The sequence below is a fragment of the Nonomuraea sp. IBHARD001 genome, assembly GCF_056106265.1.
Genome location: NZ_JBWBBW010000002.1, coordinates 4668093 through 4682645 on the forward strand (window position 1 = coordinate 4668093; position 14553 = coordinate 4682645).

The 14553-nt window shown below is 74.3% G+C and carries 13 protein-coding genes; 6 read left to right on the forward strand and 7 right to left on the reverse strand.

Translation table 11 applies throughout. The annotated features are described in order from the left end of the window. Positions 1–2: 2 nt before the first annotated feature. The 4 genes from ACTWNK_RS23455 to ACTWNK_RS23470 form a co-directional block, all read right to left on the reverse strand. On the reverse strand, positions 3–1196 hold the full coding sequence (locus ACTWNK_RS23455) for a hemolysin family protein (protein ID WP_474306618.1): 1194 nt from the start codon (positions 1194–1196) through the stop codon (positions 3–5). 92 nt (positions 1197–1288) lie between these two features. Then, positions 1289–2293, reverse strand: coding sequence for a sporulation protein (locus tag ACTWNK_RS23460; RefSeq protein WP_474306619.1), 1005 nt, complete (start codon positions 2291–2293; stop codon positions 1289–1291). A 93-nt stretch (positions 2294–2386) separates the two neighbouring features. Further along, complete coding sequence (locus tag ACTWNK_RS23465) at positions 2387–6949, reverse strand: hypothetical protein (RefSeq protein ID WP_474306620.1); 4563 nt, start codon at positions 6947–6949, stop codon at positions 2387–2389. A gap of 119 nt (positions 6950–7068) precedes the next feature. After that, positions 7069–8088 carry an ABC transporter substrate-binding protein gene (locus ACTWNK_RS23470; RefSeq protein WP_474306621.1) on the reverse strand — a complete coding sequence of 340 codons (1020 nt, stop codon included), beginning with the start codon at positions 8086–8088 and terminating at the stop codon, positions 7069–7071. Between the two features lie 220 nt (positions 8089–8308). Here ACTWNK_RS23470 and ACTWNK_RS23475 point away from each other — a divergent pair, with 220 nt between their 5' ends. Both ACTWNK_RS23475 and ACTWNK_RS23480 read left to right on the forward strand, forming a co-directional pair. After that, complete coding sequence (locus ACTWNK_RS23475) at positions 8309–8707, forward strand: hypothetical protein (protein ID WP_474306622.1); 399 nt, start codon at positions 8309–8311, stop codon at positions 8705–8707. Between the two features lie 64 nt (positions 8708–8771). Beyond that, the gene (locus tag ACTWNK_RS23480; protein ID WP_474306623.1) at positions 8772–9020 is read left to right on the forward strand and encodes a hypothetical protein; all 249 of its coding nucleotides are present in this window, start codon (positions 8772–8774) and stop codon (positions 9018–9020) included. Positions 9021–9072: 52 nt separating this feature from the next. On the opposite strand, the gene ACTWNK_RS23485 is transcribed toward ACTWNK_RS23480, so the two are convergent. Both ACTWNK_RS23485 and ACTWNK_RS23490 read right to left on the reverse strand, forming a co-directional pair. After that, positions 9073–9618 carry an EF-hand domain-containing protein gene (locus ACTWNK_RS23485; RefSeq protein WP_474306624.1) on the reverse strand — a complete coding sequence of 182 codons (546 nt, stop codon included), beginning with the start codon at positions 9616–9618 and terminating at the stop codon, positions 9073–9075. Positions 9619–9726: 108 nt separating this feature from the next. Next, on the reverse strand, positions 9727–10548 hold the full coding sequence (locus tag ACTWNK_RS23490; RefSeq protein WP_474306625.1) for an NAD(P)H-binding protein: 822 nt from the start codon (positions 10546–10548) through the stop codon (positions 9727–9729). 132 nt (positions 10549–10680) lie between these two features. On the opposite strand from ACTWNK_RS23490, the gene ACTWNK_RS23495 reads away from it, so the two are divergent. After that, positions 10681–11145 (forward strand): MarR family winged helix-turn-helix transcriptional regulator, encoded by a 465-nt coding sequence (locus tag ACTWNK_RS23495; RefSeq protein ID WP_474306626.1) that lies wholly within the window; start codon positions 10681–10683, stop codon positions 11143–11145. A 165-nt stretch (positions 11146–11310) separates the two neighbouring features. Then, positions 11311–12423: a VLRF1 family aeRF1-type release factor gene (locus ACTWNK_RS23500; RefSeq protein ID WP_474306627.1), complete on the forward strand. Its 1113-nt coding sequence runs from the start codon at positions 11311–11313 to the stop codon at positions 12421–12423. A gap of 67 nt (positions 12424–12490) precedes the next feature. Here ACTWNK_RS23500 and ACTWNK_RS23505 read toward each other — a convergent pair whose 3' ends face one another. Further along, positions 12491–13078 (reverse strand): helix-turn-helix domain-containing protein, encoded by a 588-nt coding sequence (locus tag ACTWNK_RS23505; protein WP_474306628.1) that lies wholly within the window; start codon positions 13076–13078, stop codon positions 12491–12493. A gap of 101 nt (positions 13079–13179) precedes the next feature. On the opposite strand from ACTWNK_RS23505, the gene ACTWNK_RS23510 reads away from it, so the two are divergent. Together ACTWNK_RS23510 and ACTWNK_RS23515 are read left to right on the forward strand one after the other, a co-directional pair. Continuing rightward, positions 13180–13812: a class I SAM-dependent methyltransferase gene (locus tag ACTWNK_RS23510; protein ID WP_474306629.1), complete on the forward strand. Its 633-nt coding sequence runs from the start codon at positions 13180–13182 to the stop codon at positions 13810–13812. Between the two features lie 61 nt (positions 13813–13873). Then, positions 13874–14419 (forward strand): MFS transporter, encoded by a 546-nt coding sequence (locus ACTWNK_RS23515; protein WP_474306630.1) that lies wholly within the window; start codon positions 13874–13876, stop codon positions 14417–14419. Positions 14420–14553 lie beyond the last annotated feature (134 nt).

The following is a 14553-nucleotide window of genomic DNA, read 5'->3' on the forward strand; positions in this document are numbered from 1 at the left end:
CATCACCTGGCCGCCTCCGACGCCGAAACGCTCGTCAGCAGCACACGTTCGGTCACGTGCCGCGCCAGGCTGAGCACCCTGACCCGCACCCGCGTCGGCGGCAGCTCCCGCACCAGATCGTCCCCGGGTACGGCGAAGCGCCCGAGCCTGGAGACGATCAGCCCGGCCAGGGTGTCGTAGTCGTCGCCTTCGGGCAGCGCCAGGCCGGTGGCCAGCTCGACCTCGTCGATGCGCAGGGCGGCGTCCACCACGCAGGCGACCTCGCGCCCGCTGGTGTGCATCTGCCGTACCAGGCTGGGCAGCGGCGGCGAGAACGGCACGATCAGCACGTCGGCGGCCAGGTCGGCGACGAGGGTGGTGGCGGCGGCCCCGGCGGGCACGGCGGCCAGGTCGCGCAGGCTCACGATGCCGACGACGTCGTCGACGCGGGAGCCGAGCACCGGGTAGTGGGTGTGGCCGTGCTCGGCGACCAGGTCGCCCAGCTGGGAGGCGGTGGCGGCGCCGCCGACGGCCACGACGTCCACCTGGGGCACCATGACCTCGGCGGCGGTGTGCTCGGAGAAGGCCAGCACCCGTTCCAGGACGTCGGCGTGGCGGCTGTGCAGCTGGCCGTGTTCCTGCGACTCGCCGATGATGTGGCGCAGTTCCTCCAGGGTGGCGCCGTGGTGCAGCTCCTCCACCGGTTCGATCCCGGCCGCGCGCAGCAGCCGGTTGGCGGCGGCGTCGAACAGCCTGATGATCGGCCCGGCGACCGTCAGGTACACCAGCGTCGAGCCCGCCAGTGCCCTGGCCAGGCGTTCGGACCTGGCCAGGGCGAGGTTCTTGGGCGCGAGCTCGCCGATGACCGGCTGCACGACGGTCGCCACGACCAGCCCGAGTGCGAGCGCCACCCCGCCGACCAGGTCTTCGGGCAGGCCGGCCGCGCGCAGTGCGGGTGCGATCAGCTCGGCCAGCGCCGGTTTGGCGATGAACCCCACCACCAGCGCGGTGACGGTGATGCCGAGCTGCGCGCCCGACAGCATGAACCACAGCCGCTCCATCACCCGTACGGCCTTGGCCGCCTTCTTGTCCCCGGCCTTGGCCTGCTGGGACAGGGCCAGGCGGTCGGCGCTGACGTAGGCGAACTCCTGGGCTACGAAGTAGCCGGTGGCCAGGGTGAGCACCAGGACCGCCAGCAGGCCCAGTGCCACGTTCACGCGTCGCCGCCCATGGTGAGTCCGCCCTCGTGATCGGTTTTCCTAGTTGCGCGATATAGCAATCGGCGAGGTGGGGGCGGGGGCCGGCTGTTCTAGTCGTCGCCGCCTTCGTCCTCGTCGGCGCCGAACATCTCGTCGGCGACCTCGGCGGCGACGAACCCGCCGACCAGCCCGGCCGCGCCCGCCGCCGCGACGGCTCCCCACCCGGGGCCGTCACGGTGCTGCTCGTGGTGGCCGTGGGAGTCGTGGCCGTGGTGGCCGTGGGAACCGTGGCCGTGGGAGTCGTGGCTGTAGGTGTCGTGGGTGGTGAAGCCGTGCGTGGTGAAGCCGTGTGAGGAGGACAGGCCGTGCAGCCAGCGGTCGAGTTCGCCGGTCCAGTCGGTGTGCAGGGCCTGGTCGTGGCTGACCCGGAAGCGGCCGACGGCGTCGCCGGAGTGGTGTCCGGCGCGTTTGTCCGCCTCCAGGATGACCTCGAGGCCGTGCGGGGAGGCGACGAAGGTCAGCTCGACCTCGGTGACGGCCGAGGCGTGCTGGGGCGGCGGGTAGAACTCGATCTCCTGGTAGAAGGGCAGCTCCTGGTGCACGCCGTACAGGCTGCCTGCCTCCAGGTCGGCCGAGCGCAGGGAGAGGCCGAGCCGGGCGAACGCCTGCAGGACGTGCGCCTGGGAGGGCAGCGGCTCGACGGCGAAGGGGTCCAGGTCGCCCTTGTCGACGGACTGGGCGACGGCGACCTCGGTGCGCACGCCGAGCGCCATGCCGTTCAGGTGCCGCCCGGCGACCTCGGTGAGGGGCAGTTCCCAGGGCAGGGCGAGCCGGAAGTCCAGCCTGCGTTCCTCGCCCTGGCGCAGGCGCAGCGGGCCCGACACCTGGGCGCGCAGGAACTCGCCGAAGCCGTCGTGCTCGCCGCCCGCGTGTTCGAGTTCGACGCGTGCGACCAGGCCGAGTGTGATGTGCTCGACCTCGGCGTCGAAGTCGCCGCCCGCCAGCCGTACCTCGCCGGCCAGCAGGCCGCCCGGCCGGACCCGGGTGCTCGCCAGGACGGTGTCCACGGTGGGGCCGCCGACACCGAAGGCGCCGAGCATGCGTTTGAAGATCACGGTTTCCTCTCTGATCGCGTGGGGCCGCCCTGGTGGCACGGCCCGGTGATCGCTCCGCATGAACGTTCGCACACGCTTGCATGCTTGCGCAACTCAGGAAATGATGGCGTGCGGCAGGTCGAGCGCGGTGAGGAACTCCAGCAGCAGCGGGCGCTCGCGGGTGGCGCGGGCGTCGATCAGCAGGGCCAGGCGTTTCTCACCGACCCAGCGGATGGCGGTGTCGCGGTCCATGCCGTGCTCGTGCGCGAGCACCCCGGCCACCCAGGAGGTGACCCGGCGCGGCGCCGGCCCGGCATGCGGGAAGGCGCGCGGCGCCAGCAGGACGGGCACGGGGGCGGCCGGGTCGGCCTCGGCGCGCCGCAGCAGCTCGGCGCCGAGACGGGCCAGCTCGCCGGGCTCGCCGGCCAGGGTGAGCGCGCCGTCGCAGGCGTCGAAGCGGCGCAGCAGGTCCGGCCCGCCGTGCGCCTGCCGCATCCCCGCTCCCACGCTCGCCATCAGCGCCCGCCGTACGGGCATGTCGTGCTCCGCGGGCGGCGGCAGGCCCTCGTCGGGGTCGATGCGCAACAGGAACGCGTGCACGATCGGATCCGCGCTCGCCAGCCGTTCCCGCGTCGCGGCACGGTGGTGCCACGAGCGCAGCGGCCAGGCGGACGGCCACAGCAGCAGGGTCCCCACGGCCAGCACGGCACCGACCACCCGCCCGAAAGGCAGCCCGACCAGCAACAACCCCAGCTCGTACGGCACCGCGGGCAGCAGGCCCCGTTCGACGGCCAGCGCAGCCAACGGCACGAGCGCCACGGCCCACCGGAGCACGCGCCCGCCCGGCGTGCCGTCGGAGGCGGCGGGCGCGGCCATCAGCCACCCGGCGGGCATGGCGAGCACGCCCCCGAGCGCCACACCCACCCAGAAGGAGCCGGTGAGCCGCGCTGGCGCGAGCCCCTCGAACAGCAGGAACGTCACGGCCAGCAGCAGCGACCCCACCACGAAGGAGCCGCCCGGGACCAGCGCGTCGCCGATCGGCGGCAGCAGCGCCCAGAACGCGAGTGCGACCAGCACCCTGGCGTCGGGCCCGGTCCACAGCGCGATGTCGGCCTGCGGCATGCCGAGCGCCGTGAACGCGTCGCGCAACGCCTCGGCGCAGAAGGTCAGCGCCTCGGTGAACTGCCCGGCCACGACCGGGACCAGGACCGACAACCCTTGCGCCAACGGCTGCACCGCCAGGCCCAGCAGCGCGCCGATCGGCACGGCGGCCAGCCCGTACCCGAGGCGCAGGCGCGGGGTGACGGTGGCCAGGGCGAGGCGCGGCGGATGGCGTGCGGCGCTCAGCACCCAGGCGCCGAACGCGACCAGCGGCGTCCACGCCGCCGCGACCTGCCATCCGTGACCGCGCGCCAGAGGCCAGGCCAGCGCGGTGGCCACGACGCAGGCGTACATGAGGGGCAGGAACAGGCGTCGCAGCCGGTCGGCCCCGATCGGCGACAGCCCCCGGCCCGAGGGCAGGACCCGGGCGTCGGAGGCCAGGGCGCGCAACGCCCGCACGGGCGGCACGTGCCGGGAGCGGGCCAGGCCCTCGGCCACGAACCCGGCCGGCATGCCGTACCTCGACGGGTACCTGCCGTGCCCCCGGGCGATCGGGAGCAGGAAGCCGGGCCTGACGAGCCGGTCCCACACCCGCATGTCCCGGGCTCCGGCGGCGATCACCTCGGGGGTGACGAGCGCGGCGCGCACCTCGCCGGGCAGCGGCATGATCGTGAAGGTGTCGGGCCCGTTCAGCGTCTCGGCCGTCAGGGCGGCGTAGCGGATGCCGTAGCGTTCGCGCAGGTCGGACAGGTGGCTGAGGACCACGGCGGGTTTGGCGGGCAGCCCGGTGACCAGCAGGACGGGTCGGCCCGCGCGCAGCCAGCGCCCGGCCGCGCCGGGTGAGATGTGGTGGTCGGCGGCGATGCGCGCGATGAGGCGTTCGGCGAGCGGATTGTCGCGTACGGCACCGCGCTGCCATTCCGCGGGACCACCCCAGCCGCCGAGATCGACCAGCACGGGCAGTCCGCCGGGTTGTGCATCGGGCTGGGCGCCTGGTTGGGCGGTGGCGCTGGACAGCAGGGCGGTGGCCAGTTCGGTCAGGACGTTGTCGCCGCCGCCGTACGGGGGCTCCAGGAGCAGCGTCTCGGCGCCCAGCCGGGCGGCGAGTGCGGTGACCGGGATCTGGGCGCCGGACGCAGGGGCCACGGTCATGGCGACGGGCTCGGGCAGTACGGCCAGGCGTGCGGCGACGCGTGCGGCCAGCATGGTGTGCTCGGCGGCGTGGTCTGCGGCCTCCTGCCCGGCGGGCGGGACGGCGGCGAAGTGCTCCTTGATGAGCGCGTGCCGGAAGCGGTACTGCCCGAGTGCGGCGATGAGCAGGTCGCGTTCGGCGGCGAAGCGCAGCACGGGCGTCAGCCGCCACGGCAGCCACCCGCCCAGCGGCAGCGCCAGGCGCATGCTCAGATGGCGCACGGCCTGCCCCGCAGCCCTGGCCCCCCGCTCCCCCAGCGGGGCCGACCAGGCCAGGGCGAGTACGACGGCCGCCAGCCACCACGCCGCCTTCTCGCCGCTGAAGCTCCCGGACTCGCTCGTCAGCGCCACGAGCGCCGCCGCGGCCAGGGCCGCCACCGCGATCCTGCGGCGGGCGGCGCTCTGCAGGATGCTCACACTGGCGACGGTCCTGACCGACCCCGGCGTGTTGCGTTCGCGCCCGGGCTCCCGCTGTTCACGGCCGGGCACGTGCGCGAGGACCCCGAGCACGGTGAGCGCCAGAGCCGCGAACGCCACCAGCAGGTCGAGGTAGGCCCGCACCGCGAACGCCGGAGGGCCGGGCACCAGCAGGCACACCGCCGAAAGGCCCGCCAGCGCCACACCCCCCGCCACCCTGCCCTCGGCCGACCCGGCCCTGACCAGCGCCCACGCCGCCACCGCCACCAGCGCCGACAGCAGCACCAGCCACCGCGCGGCCCCGGGCAGCGGCCGCGCCAGCTCGCCCAGCGCCCACTGCCCGGCCAGGATCGCCCCGCCCGCCGCCACCCCCACCCCCAGCCCGGCCGCGTGCACCGCGATCACGTGCCGCAGGCCACTGGCCGGTGAGCCCGGCGTGTACGGCAGGCGCTCGAAGACGTCGTGCGCGGCCATCACCAGCCCCACGAGCGCGAAGTAGGCCAGCAGGCCCGCCCAGAGGAAGCCCATGAGCTGGGCGGCCGGGCGGGCGAACCCGGCCGCCACCACGGCGACGCCCACCCACGGCAGCCCGTGCAGGATCATCAGCGCCTTGGCCGCGAGCGGCGGCTCCACCCAGCGATAGACCGTGCGCAGGTCGTCCTCCCCCTCGATGCAGGCGAGCTGGCGCAGCACGGTGTGCGCCCTGGCCTGCGAGACGTGCGGGGACGGGCGTGAGGCGATCATGGTCTGGGTGTAGCGGGCCAGCAGGTCGCCGGGATGTGCCGCCACCGGCAGGTGCCCGGCCTGGACCCCGGCGGCGATGCCGAGCCACAGCGGCGTGCTCACCAGGGGGGCCAGGCCCGCGTCCTGGCGCAGCAGCCGGCGCAGCGCCTCGAAGCGTTCGTCGCCCTTGTCGGCGTAGGCGCGTACCTCATCGGCGCTCAGCGCCTCGATGCGGACCGCGCCCTCCAGGCGCAGGCGCGCGGGCAGGCTCTCGTACTCGCCGGCGCGGCTGGTCACGACGACCGGCGGGGCGGCGTCACCGGCGTGCAGGTCGTTGACCAGGCGCACCATCGTCTGGCGTTCCTCGGCGGGCATCTCGTCCAGGCCGTCGAGCAGCAGGACGAGCGCGCCATCGGCCAGCCAGCGCTTGGTGATCGCGGCCGGGACCTTGTAGCGGGCCCGCGCGGCCGTGGCGATCCACTCGGTGAGGTCCTCGGCCGTCAGCGCGGCGAGCGCGGCCGTGCCGTGCGGCGTACCGTCCTGGCGGCCGGTGTCCTGCACGCGGGCCAGGCGGCGAAGGATCTTCGGCAGCGGCAGGCGGGCCAGGCGTCGGGCGGCCCCGGACCGGAGCGGCAGGCGCCGGGTGTCGCCGCGTGCGGCGCGCAGGCCGGAGTGGCCGGCCAGGGCGAGCACCATCGGCACCGGTTCGGCGGGGTCGGCCTCGGCGCGTTCGGCCAGGGCCAGGGCCAGCCGGTGCAGTTCGGTCGTCTTGCCCGCGCCCGGCGCGCCGACCAGCAGCATCGAGCCGCGCAGGTCGTCGAACACCGCGACGATGCCGTCCTCGTGGCGCGGGGCCAGCCTGAGGTGCCCGGCGTCGTCCATCGGCGCCTGCACCAGGCCGGTGGCCTCGCGCAGGCGCAGGGTCAGCGGCGGCAGCCCCAGCTCGGTCCGCTCGCGCGCCTCTCGCCGTACGTCGTCGACGGCGCGGGCGCGCGCCCTGGCGGTGAGCGGGTCGCCTCCCGCGGTGGCGGCCTGCCGCCCGTCCCCGCCCACGCGGGCCACCACGAACGAGCTGACCACCCCGCACACCACCAGCGCCGCCCACGTCAGCCACGGCATGGACGCGAACGGCTCGGGCGGCGGCCCCGCGGTCACGTAGTTCGTCAGCAGCGCGGCGGCCATCCCCGCCCACAGCCCGGCGACGCCCAGCACGGCGACCAGCCGCCCGCGCCGACGTCCTGGCATGTGCTCCCCGCCACCCCGATCCGCATCGTGCCGCACCCTCGCAAGGGATATCGCGGCCCGCGTCGATGATGTTGCGCACGGCTCCGACCGGCGCGCAGGGGCCAGCGCCCACTGCCGCCTCAGCCGGTGTGCAGCACCCGGAAGTGTGCCGGGTCGCCCGGGTCGCGGTCGGCGACCTGGATGGGCGCGAGGTCCCACTGCCACACGCCGGTGCCCGGTGTGCGGGTGAAGGTGATCGGCCCTCTGCTGCCCTCGACCGCGACGTGCGACCAGGTGGCGGCGCCGTGGTCGCGCAGGAGGTCGGCCAGGACGAGTACGGTGTCGTAGCCCTCGAAGGCGACGAACGACGGCTGCTCGCCCAGCCGGTCGCGCAGGGCGGCCTCGACGCGCAGGCCGAGCGGGCCCAGGCGCTCGGGCAGGTAGCGCAGGAACGCGATCTGCGCCCCGCCCTCGGCCCATGAGGCGAACTCCGGCTGCCCGGCCGGGGCGCCGATGACGAGGCCCGCCAGGCGGCCGTCCCCGCGTACGGCGGCGACGATCGGCAGGGCGGGTTGCGGGTGTCCGGCCAGGAGCAGCAGCGCGCTCGCCCGGTTGTCGGCCAGTTCGTCGCACAGGGCGGCGGGGGTGAGCGTGCGCAGGTCGAGTTCGATGACGGTGACGCCGCGCGGGGTGAGGTGCTCGCGCAGGATGCGTGTGCCCGCCGCCCAGTACACGCTCGCCTCGGCCGCGACGGCGACGCGCCGGTGCCCTGAGGCGAGCAGGTGGTCGGCGTAGACGCGCCAGCCGCGCGACTGCGGCGGTGCCAGGCGTGCGACCCCGTGCGCGACCTCGTCGGTGAGCGCGTCGATGACGGCCGACGAACACAGGTACGGCAGGCCGATCGCCTCGGCCCCGGCGGCGGCGGCGCGTGCGGCGACGCTGTGGTACTCACCCGCCAGTGCGGCGACGCCGAGCCCGGCCAGTTCGTGGACGGCGGCGCTCGCCTTGGCCGGGTCGGCGGCGCTGTCGCGTACCAGGAGTTCGACGGGCACGCCGCGGTCGTCGTTCTCCTCGGCCGCCAGCCGCATCCCGGCGAGCAGGTGCCGCCCCGCCTCGGTCCAGCCCGGCCTGCTCAGCGGGGCGAGCACGCCGATCCGCACGGCCGGTCCGGGCGCTGGTGAAGGGGTTGGGCCATGGGGTGGGGTGTTCATGCGATGACGTCTCCCGTGTGACGACGAGCCGGTGTGCCGGACATTGCACCCACAACCCCTACCAACCGGCAACCGAATATCGTTCACAAGAGCCGAAACAAGCCCCTGAACAGGATGTATTACCTTCGGTTAGTATTCCTACTACACAGAGTGATGTAGCGTTTTTGGGGTGATCTCCGATGCGCGCTCCGGCCGCCCGCGACGCCGTCACGCGGTGGTGCGGTGGCTGTGCGTGCTGGCGGGGATCGTGGTCGCGCTCACCCTGTGCTCGCCGCAGGCCAGGCCCGCACCGGCCGAACACGCCCCGGCGTGGCCGGTGGCCGGGCAGAGCGCGCAGGCGCCCGGCGCGGGCGAGGCCGACCAGTCGTGCCCGGCACCCGTGCCGACCCGGCGCCACCACGGCGCCAGGGCGCTGAAGTTCAGGACGACGGGCGGCACGCTCTCCTGGGCGCCTGCCGCCTGTCAGGAGGCGGCCCCGCCCGTGGCGCCCGCCGTACACGCCCGCCTCGGTGTGAGCGGGGGCGGGGTCGCGACCGTGCTGGCGCGGCTGAGCGTGTGGCGGATGTAGGAGAGCGGTTCTTCCCGCCTTCGATCCGCCTTCGCATCACTCATCGCACGGAGCGTGTTCTGTCATGCGCGAAACCGATCTGTTCCTGGAGACCTGGACGTTCCACTGCCTGAAGTGCCTGCACTCCTGGCAGGACCTGTACGAGGCCCGCCGCCAGGGCGACGAGGCCTGCGCGTGGCGGCGCAGCGGCGTCGTCAGCATGCCGCCCTGGGCCGATCCGACCTGCCCGGGGTGCCAGAGCGCCCACGTCAAGGTCTTCCCCGTCAACCATCACGCCGCCCTGCTGCCCCGCCAGGACAGGACGGGCGACTGACGGCGAAGGCGCCCGCGCCCGCCCGGCGCGGGCGCCTTTCCCCGGGCGGGGTTCAGCTCAGCCGGCCGAGTATCCTGCCTGCGGGCGCGTCGGGGTCGTCGGTGAGGAAGAACTCCAGCCAGGCCGCCGTGTACTCCTGGCGGGTGATCGAGCCGTCGCCGTCGCCGTCGAAGACCGCCACGGCCTCGTCGGCGTCCTGCCCGGAGGCGCCGCCACCGATGAGCATCGCGCGCAGCGCCCGCGCCGGGATCAGGCCGTCGTCGTCGGCGTCCATGGCGTCGAACGTGGTGCGGACCGCGGCGTGCACGGTGTCGCGCAGGGCCGGGTCGGAGGGGGAGAGCCCGCCCATCGCGGTGCGGAACTCCTGCCGGGTGACGACGCCGTCGCCGTCGGTGTCGGCGTGCGCCGCCAGCACGTTCCACCACGCCGTGTAGCCCTCCAGTACGGCCTGGGCCTTGGCCGATCCGGCCTGCAGCCCGCAGCCGCCCACGACCTTGGCGACCATCAGCTCGACGTCGCGGCGGTCGATGTGGCCGTTGCCGTCCACGTCGTAGAGGGTGAACAGCCGGTCGCACTTCTGGGACATGACCTGGGGCACGAAACTCCTCCGAACATCGCGGGTACTGCCGCAGAAGTTACTGTGCGTGATCGCCCCGGTCTCGCGCATTGCCATGCCTTGACCCCCCGGGACCCGCCCGGTGCCCGCTCAGGGCTGGAAGTCCGCCGCGTGGTCGCCGACCCATTGGGCGAACGTACGGCCCGGCCTGCCGATGAGCAGGGACAGGTCGGGGGTGATGGCGGAGGGGACGCCGTCGCAGGCCTGCTGCCAGTCCAGGAGCGCGTCGGCGATCGGGCCGGGGACGTGCTCGGCCTGCTCGCTCTTCCACTGCTGCCTGGAGACCTGCCTGACGACGACGTCCATGCCGGTGACGCGTTCGATGACGGCGGCCTGGGCGGCGTTGGTCATCGTCTCGGGACCGGTGAGCGTGTAGGCGGGTGCGGCCAGGCTCGGGTCGCTCAGCACGGCGGCGGCGGCCTCGGCGAGGTCGGCCTCGTGCAGGGGGTCGCCGAAGGCGCCCGGGTAGGGCATGCCGATCGGCTGTCCGGCCTTGATGGGCCGGGCCCAGGCCAGGGCGTTGCCCGCGAACGCGCCGGGGCGCAGCAGCGTCACCCGGAAGGGGGCGCCGGTCAGGGCGCGCTCGGCCTCCAGGTGGGAGGCGGCCAGCGGGTTGGCCTCGGGGTCGGGCGCAAGGACCGACGAGGACGACAGCAGCACGACGTGCCCGACCCCGGCGGCGGCGGCCTCCTTGGCGAAGGCGTCGGCGTGCGACGGCTCGGCGTACAGGAACACCGAGGTGACGCCCGCCAGCGCGGCGGGGAAGGTGGCGGGGTCGGACAGGTCGCAGGCGGTGATCGCCGGACCGGCCGGGCGGCTGGAGGCGGGGCGCACGGGCAGGCCGCGGCGGCGCAACAGGGTGACGAGCTCGGTGGCGACGGCGCCTCGGGCGCCGGTGACGAGGATGGTCATGGGAGGAGGTGCCTTTCGGGGTGTACCGGGGCCGCGCACGACCGGCGACGGCTACGATAGGAAGCGTGACACAAATGCTGCGCCACGCGATGATTGTGTGACGCAATTAAAAGTGAGGCAGAGGACCACGTCGTGTCAAATCGCGCCGAGACGCTGAAGCGGATCATGGACGAGAGCCAGCGGCACTACGCCGCGTACGTGCTGTTCAACCAGGCCATGGCCGACCATCTGGGCATCCACTCCACCGACCTGCAGTGCCTGGCCCTGCTGGACGCCGAGCCCGCCCCCGTGAGCACCGGCGACATCGCCCGCCTGACCGGCCTGACCCCCGGCTCGGCCACCCGCCTGGTCGACCGCCTGGAGAAGGCGGGCCTGGTCACCCGCCTGCCCGACCCCGGCGACCGCCGCAAGGCCCTGGTCGCCCTGGCCCCTGCGGCCGGCGAGCGCATCGGCGCGGCCTGGGACCGGCCGGGAGCGGCGTTCGCCGAGGTCCTCGACGGCTACGACGACACCCAGCTGGCCGTCATCGCCGACTACCTGCGCCGCGCCGCAGGCGTCGGCCGCGCCCAGGCCGCCCTGCTCAACGGCCGGACCTGAGCGACCGGCACCGGGGAGCCCATCCTCCCGGTTGGGCAAAGCCCCCTTCAGTGCCGATCAAATACGTGCGTTTCGCCGCTTTTCTCTCTCTAGGGTCGAAAAGACGACGACCAAGGGAGAGACGCCGTGCCGTTCGACCAGACCTTCCTCCGCGACCTTGTCAGCATGAAGGACGAAGTGGGGGTGCTGTCGCTCTACACCAGCGCCGACCCGGCCGAGCAATCCGCCACCCGCCCGGCCTGGGGCGTGCGGCTGCGCAACGAGCTGTCGGCGTTGCGCGCGCAGGTCTCCTCCTGGCCGGACAAGGAGCGCCGCCAGGCCGTGCTGTCCAGGCTCGACTCCCTCGAACCCGACATCGCCGAACTGACGGCCGCCGCCGAGTCCGGCATCGGCCGTGCGCTGTTCGCCCGGGTCAGCGAGGACGACGTGCGCAAGGTCTCGCTGCAGGTGCCCGTCGAGGACTGCGCGGTCCTGGAACCGACCGCCTACGTGCGCCCCCTGGTCAACGCCATGGCCACCAGCGCGCCCGCGGGCCTGGTGCTGGCCTCGCGCGACGGGCTGCGCTTCGTCGACCACAGGTACGGCATGTCGCAGGAGCTGGACGGGGTCGCCTTCGACGTCGACACCGACGACTGGCGGCCCATGCGCGGGCCCGGCCCCGGCGGCGGCTCGCAGAGCACCTCCGTGCACACCGACAAGTTCGACGCGCGTTTCGACGACAACCTGCGCCGCCTGGTGCACGCCGCCGGCGCGCAGGTCGCCTCCCTGGCCGCCGAGCACGACTGGGCCCAGGTCCTGCTCATCGGCGACCCGCAGCTGACCGACGTCCTGGCCGCCGCACTGCACCCGATGCCGGTCATCCGCGTCGACACCATCATCGACACGCTCCCGGCGAGCGAGGTCGCCAAACACGTCGCCGGCGAACTGGCCGCCGCCCGCACCGAACGCGACCAGGCCCTGGTCACCCGCGTCCTGGACACCGCCAAGTCCGGCGGCAAGGGCGCACTCGGCCTGAACCAGACCCTCGCCCTGCTCAACGAGGGCCGCGTCGAGCACCTGCTGCTGCAGGAGGCGGGCCGCTGGAGCGGCGCCCGCGGCCAGGACGGCTTCCTGTACGAGCAGACCCCGCAGGGCCTGGACACCGTACCCGAGCAGGACCTGGGCGAGCGCATGATCGAGGCCGTCCTCGACAGCAGCGCCACCCTGACCATCCTCGGCCCCGAGGCCGCGGCCCCACTGGCCGACTACGACGGCGTGGCGGCGCTGCTGCGCTGGTAGGGGTAGGGGCTCGGCGGGCCGCGCCGCGCCGTGCTCGACCAGCTGCCCGGCCGCCCGCGCGGGTCTCTCACCTCGCCTTGGGCACCGCCCGGACGTGGGCGCGCTCGCCCTGGCGGCCGACCAGGCTCAGGTACTCCACCGGGCCCGACGCCGTCGCCCCGAACCAGTGCGGGGTGCGCGTGTCGAACTCGGCGGCCTCGCCCGGGCGCAGCAGCAGGTCGTGCTCGCCCAGGACCAGGCGCAGCGTGCCGTCGAGCACGTAGACCCAGTCGTGGCCCTCGTGGGTACGCAGATCGGGCACGGCGTCGTCGCGGCCGGGCGGCAGCACGAACTTGTAGGCCTGGATCCCGCCCGGACGCCGGGTCAGCGGCAGGATGACCGACCCGTCGGCGCACGGCACCGGCCGCAGATGCACACGCGGATCACCGGTCGGCGGGGCGTCGACGAGCTCGTCCAGCGTGACGCCGTGGGCGCGGGCCAGCGGCAGCAGCTGCTCCAGCGTCGGCCTGCGCAGGCCCGCCTCCAGGCGCGACAGCGTGCTGACGGAGATGCCGGTCTGCCGGGCCAGCACGGTGAGGGTGACGTCGCGCTGCAGCCGAAGGCGTTTCAGCCTCGGCCCGACGGCGTCGAGAGTACGGTCAACGTCTTCGTCCACACCCCCGATTTTGCCATTCGGCAACATGGTTTGCGTATCGGCCGCGGGTGCTCGCACTATGGGCACACACATCCGCGCCGGTCAGGGGGGACACACAGGTCATGACACACGCATTCGACAGAGGCTACTGGGAGCAGCACTGGCAGCAGGGCGCCGCGGGCCAGGCCCCGCCCAACCCCTACCTGGCCCGCGAGGCAGCCGACCTGAAGCCGGGCACGGCGCTGGACGCCGGGTGCGGGCACGGCGCCGAGGCGCTCTGGCTGGCCGAGCACGGCTGGGACGTCACCGCGGCCGACATCTCCGCCCACGCCCTGGCCCAGGCCGCCGCCCGCAGACCCGCAGGCGAACGGCTGCGCTGGGTGCGGGCCGACCTGAGCACCTGGACCCCCGCCGCGCCCTTCGACCTGGTGATGACGCACTACGCCCACCCGGCGATGAACCAGCTGGACTTCTACGACCGCATCGCCTCCTGGGTCGCGCCCGGCGGCACCCTGCTCATCGTCGGCCACCTGCACACCCCCGACACCACAGGCCACGGGCACGGTCATGGGCATGAGCCTCCGGTGGAGGCGTCGGCCACCGCCGCCACCGTCACCGCGCGGCTGCGGGCCGACAGCTGGGAGGGCGACTGGGAGATCGTCACCGCCGAGGAGCACGTCCGCACCCTGCCCGGCCACGGACACGACCCCGAACGGCTGCACGACGTCGTCGTACGGGCCCGCCGCCGCGCCTGAGCCCGCAACGGGGATCGCGCAGCGGGTTCACAGGAGGATCTTGGGCTGACAGGATGCGGGTGTGCCCCCGCTCCTGCGCCTGGTTCGCGCCGCCGCGTTCGCGGCCGTCTGCGTGCTGGTCTCGGCCGGGGGTCACCTGTTCGCCGGAGGCGCCGCCGTGCCCGCGCCGTCGCTAGCGCTCGGCCTGGCCGTGCCGTTCGCGCTGGCGTTGCTGCTGGGCGGGCGCGAACGCTGCAGGGAGAGCGTGCTGGCCGCAACGGCGCTCACTCAGCTGGCCCTGCACCAGCTGTTCATGCAGGTCGCGCCCGCGCACATCGACGAGGGCGGCCACGGCCACATGAATGCCGGGATGACGCTGGTCCACCTCATGCTCGCCTGGGCCAGCGGCTGGTGGCTGCACTACGGCGAGAACGCGGTGTGGACGATGCTGCGCCTGTGGGGCACGGCCCCGCTGCGCCTGCTGGCCCTGATGCTGCTCGCACCGGTCACGGCCGCCCCCGCGTGGCGGCCGGTCGCCACACGGTGGGACGGCCGCTCATGGCGTTCACGGGAGTTCGCCGCGGCCGTGCGCAGACGCGGGCCGCCCGCGCTCCTTCGCGCGGGCTGACGCCTTTTCCGGGACCCTCCTTCTCTTCGTCCAGGGCTTTCAGGGGCGGCGGCTTTTCGCGCCTTGTGCTCATCAGCCGTGCCCCCGCGGCGTGTGTGGCGGGGGCACGTGTCCGCCCTGTAGCTACGGAGCCC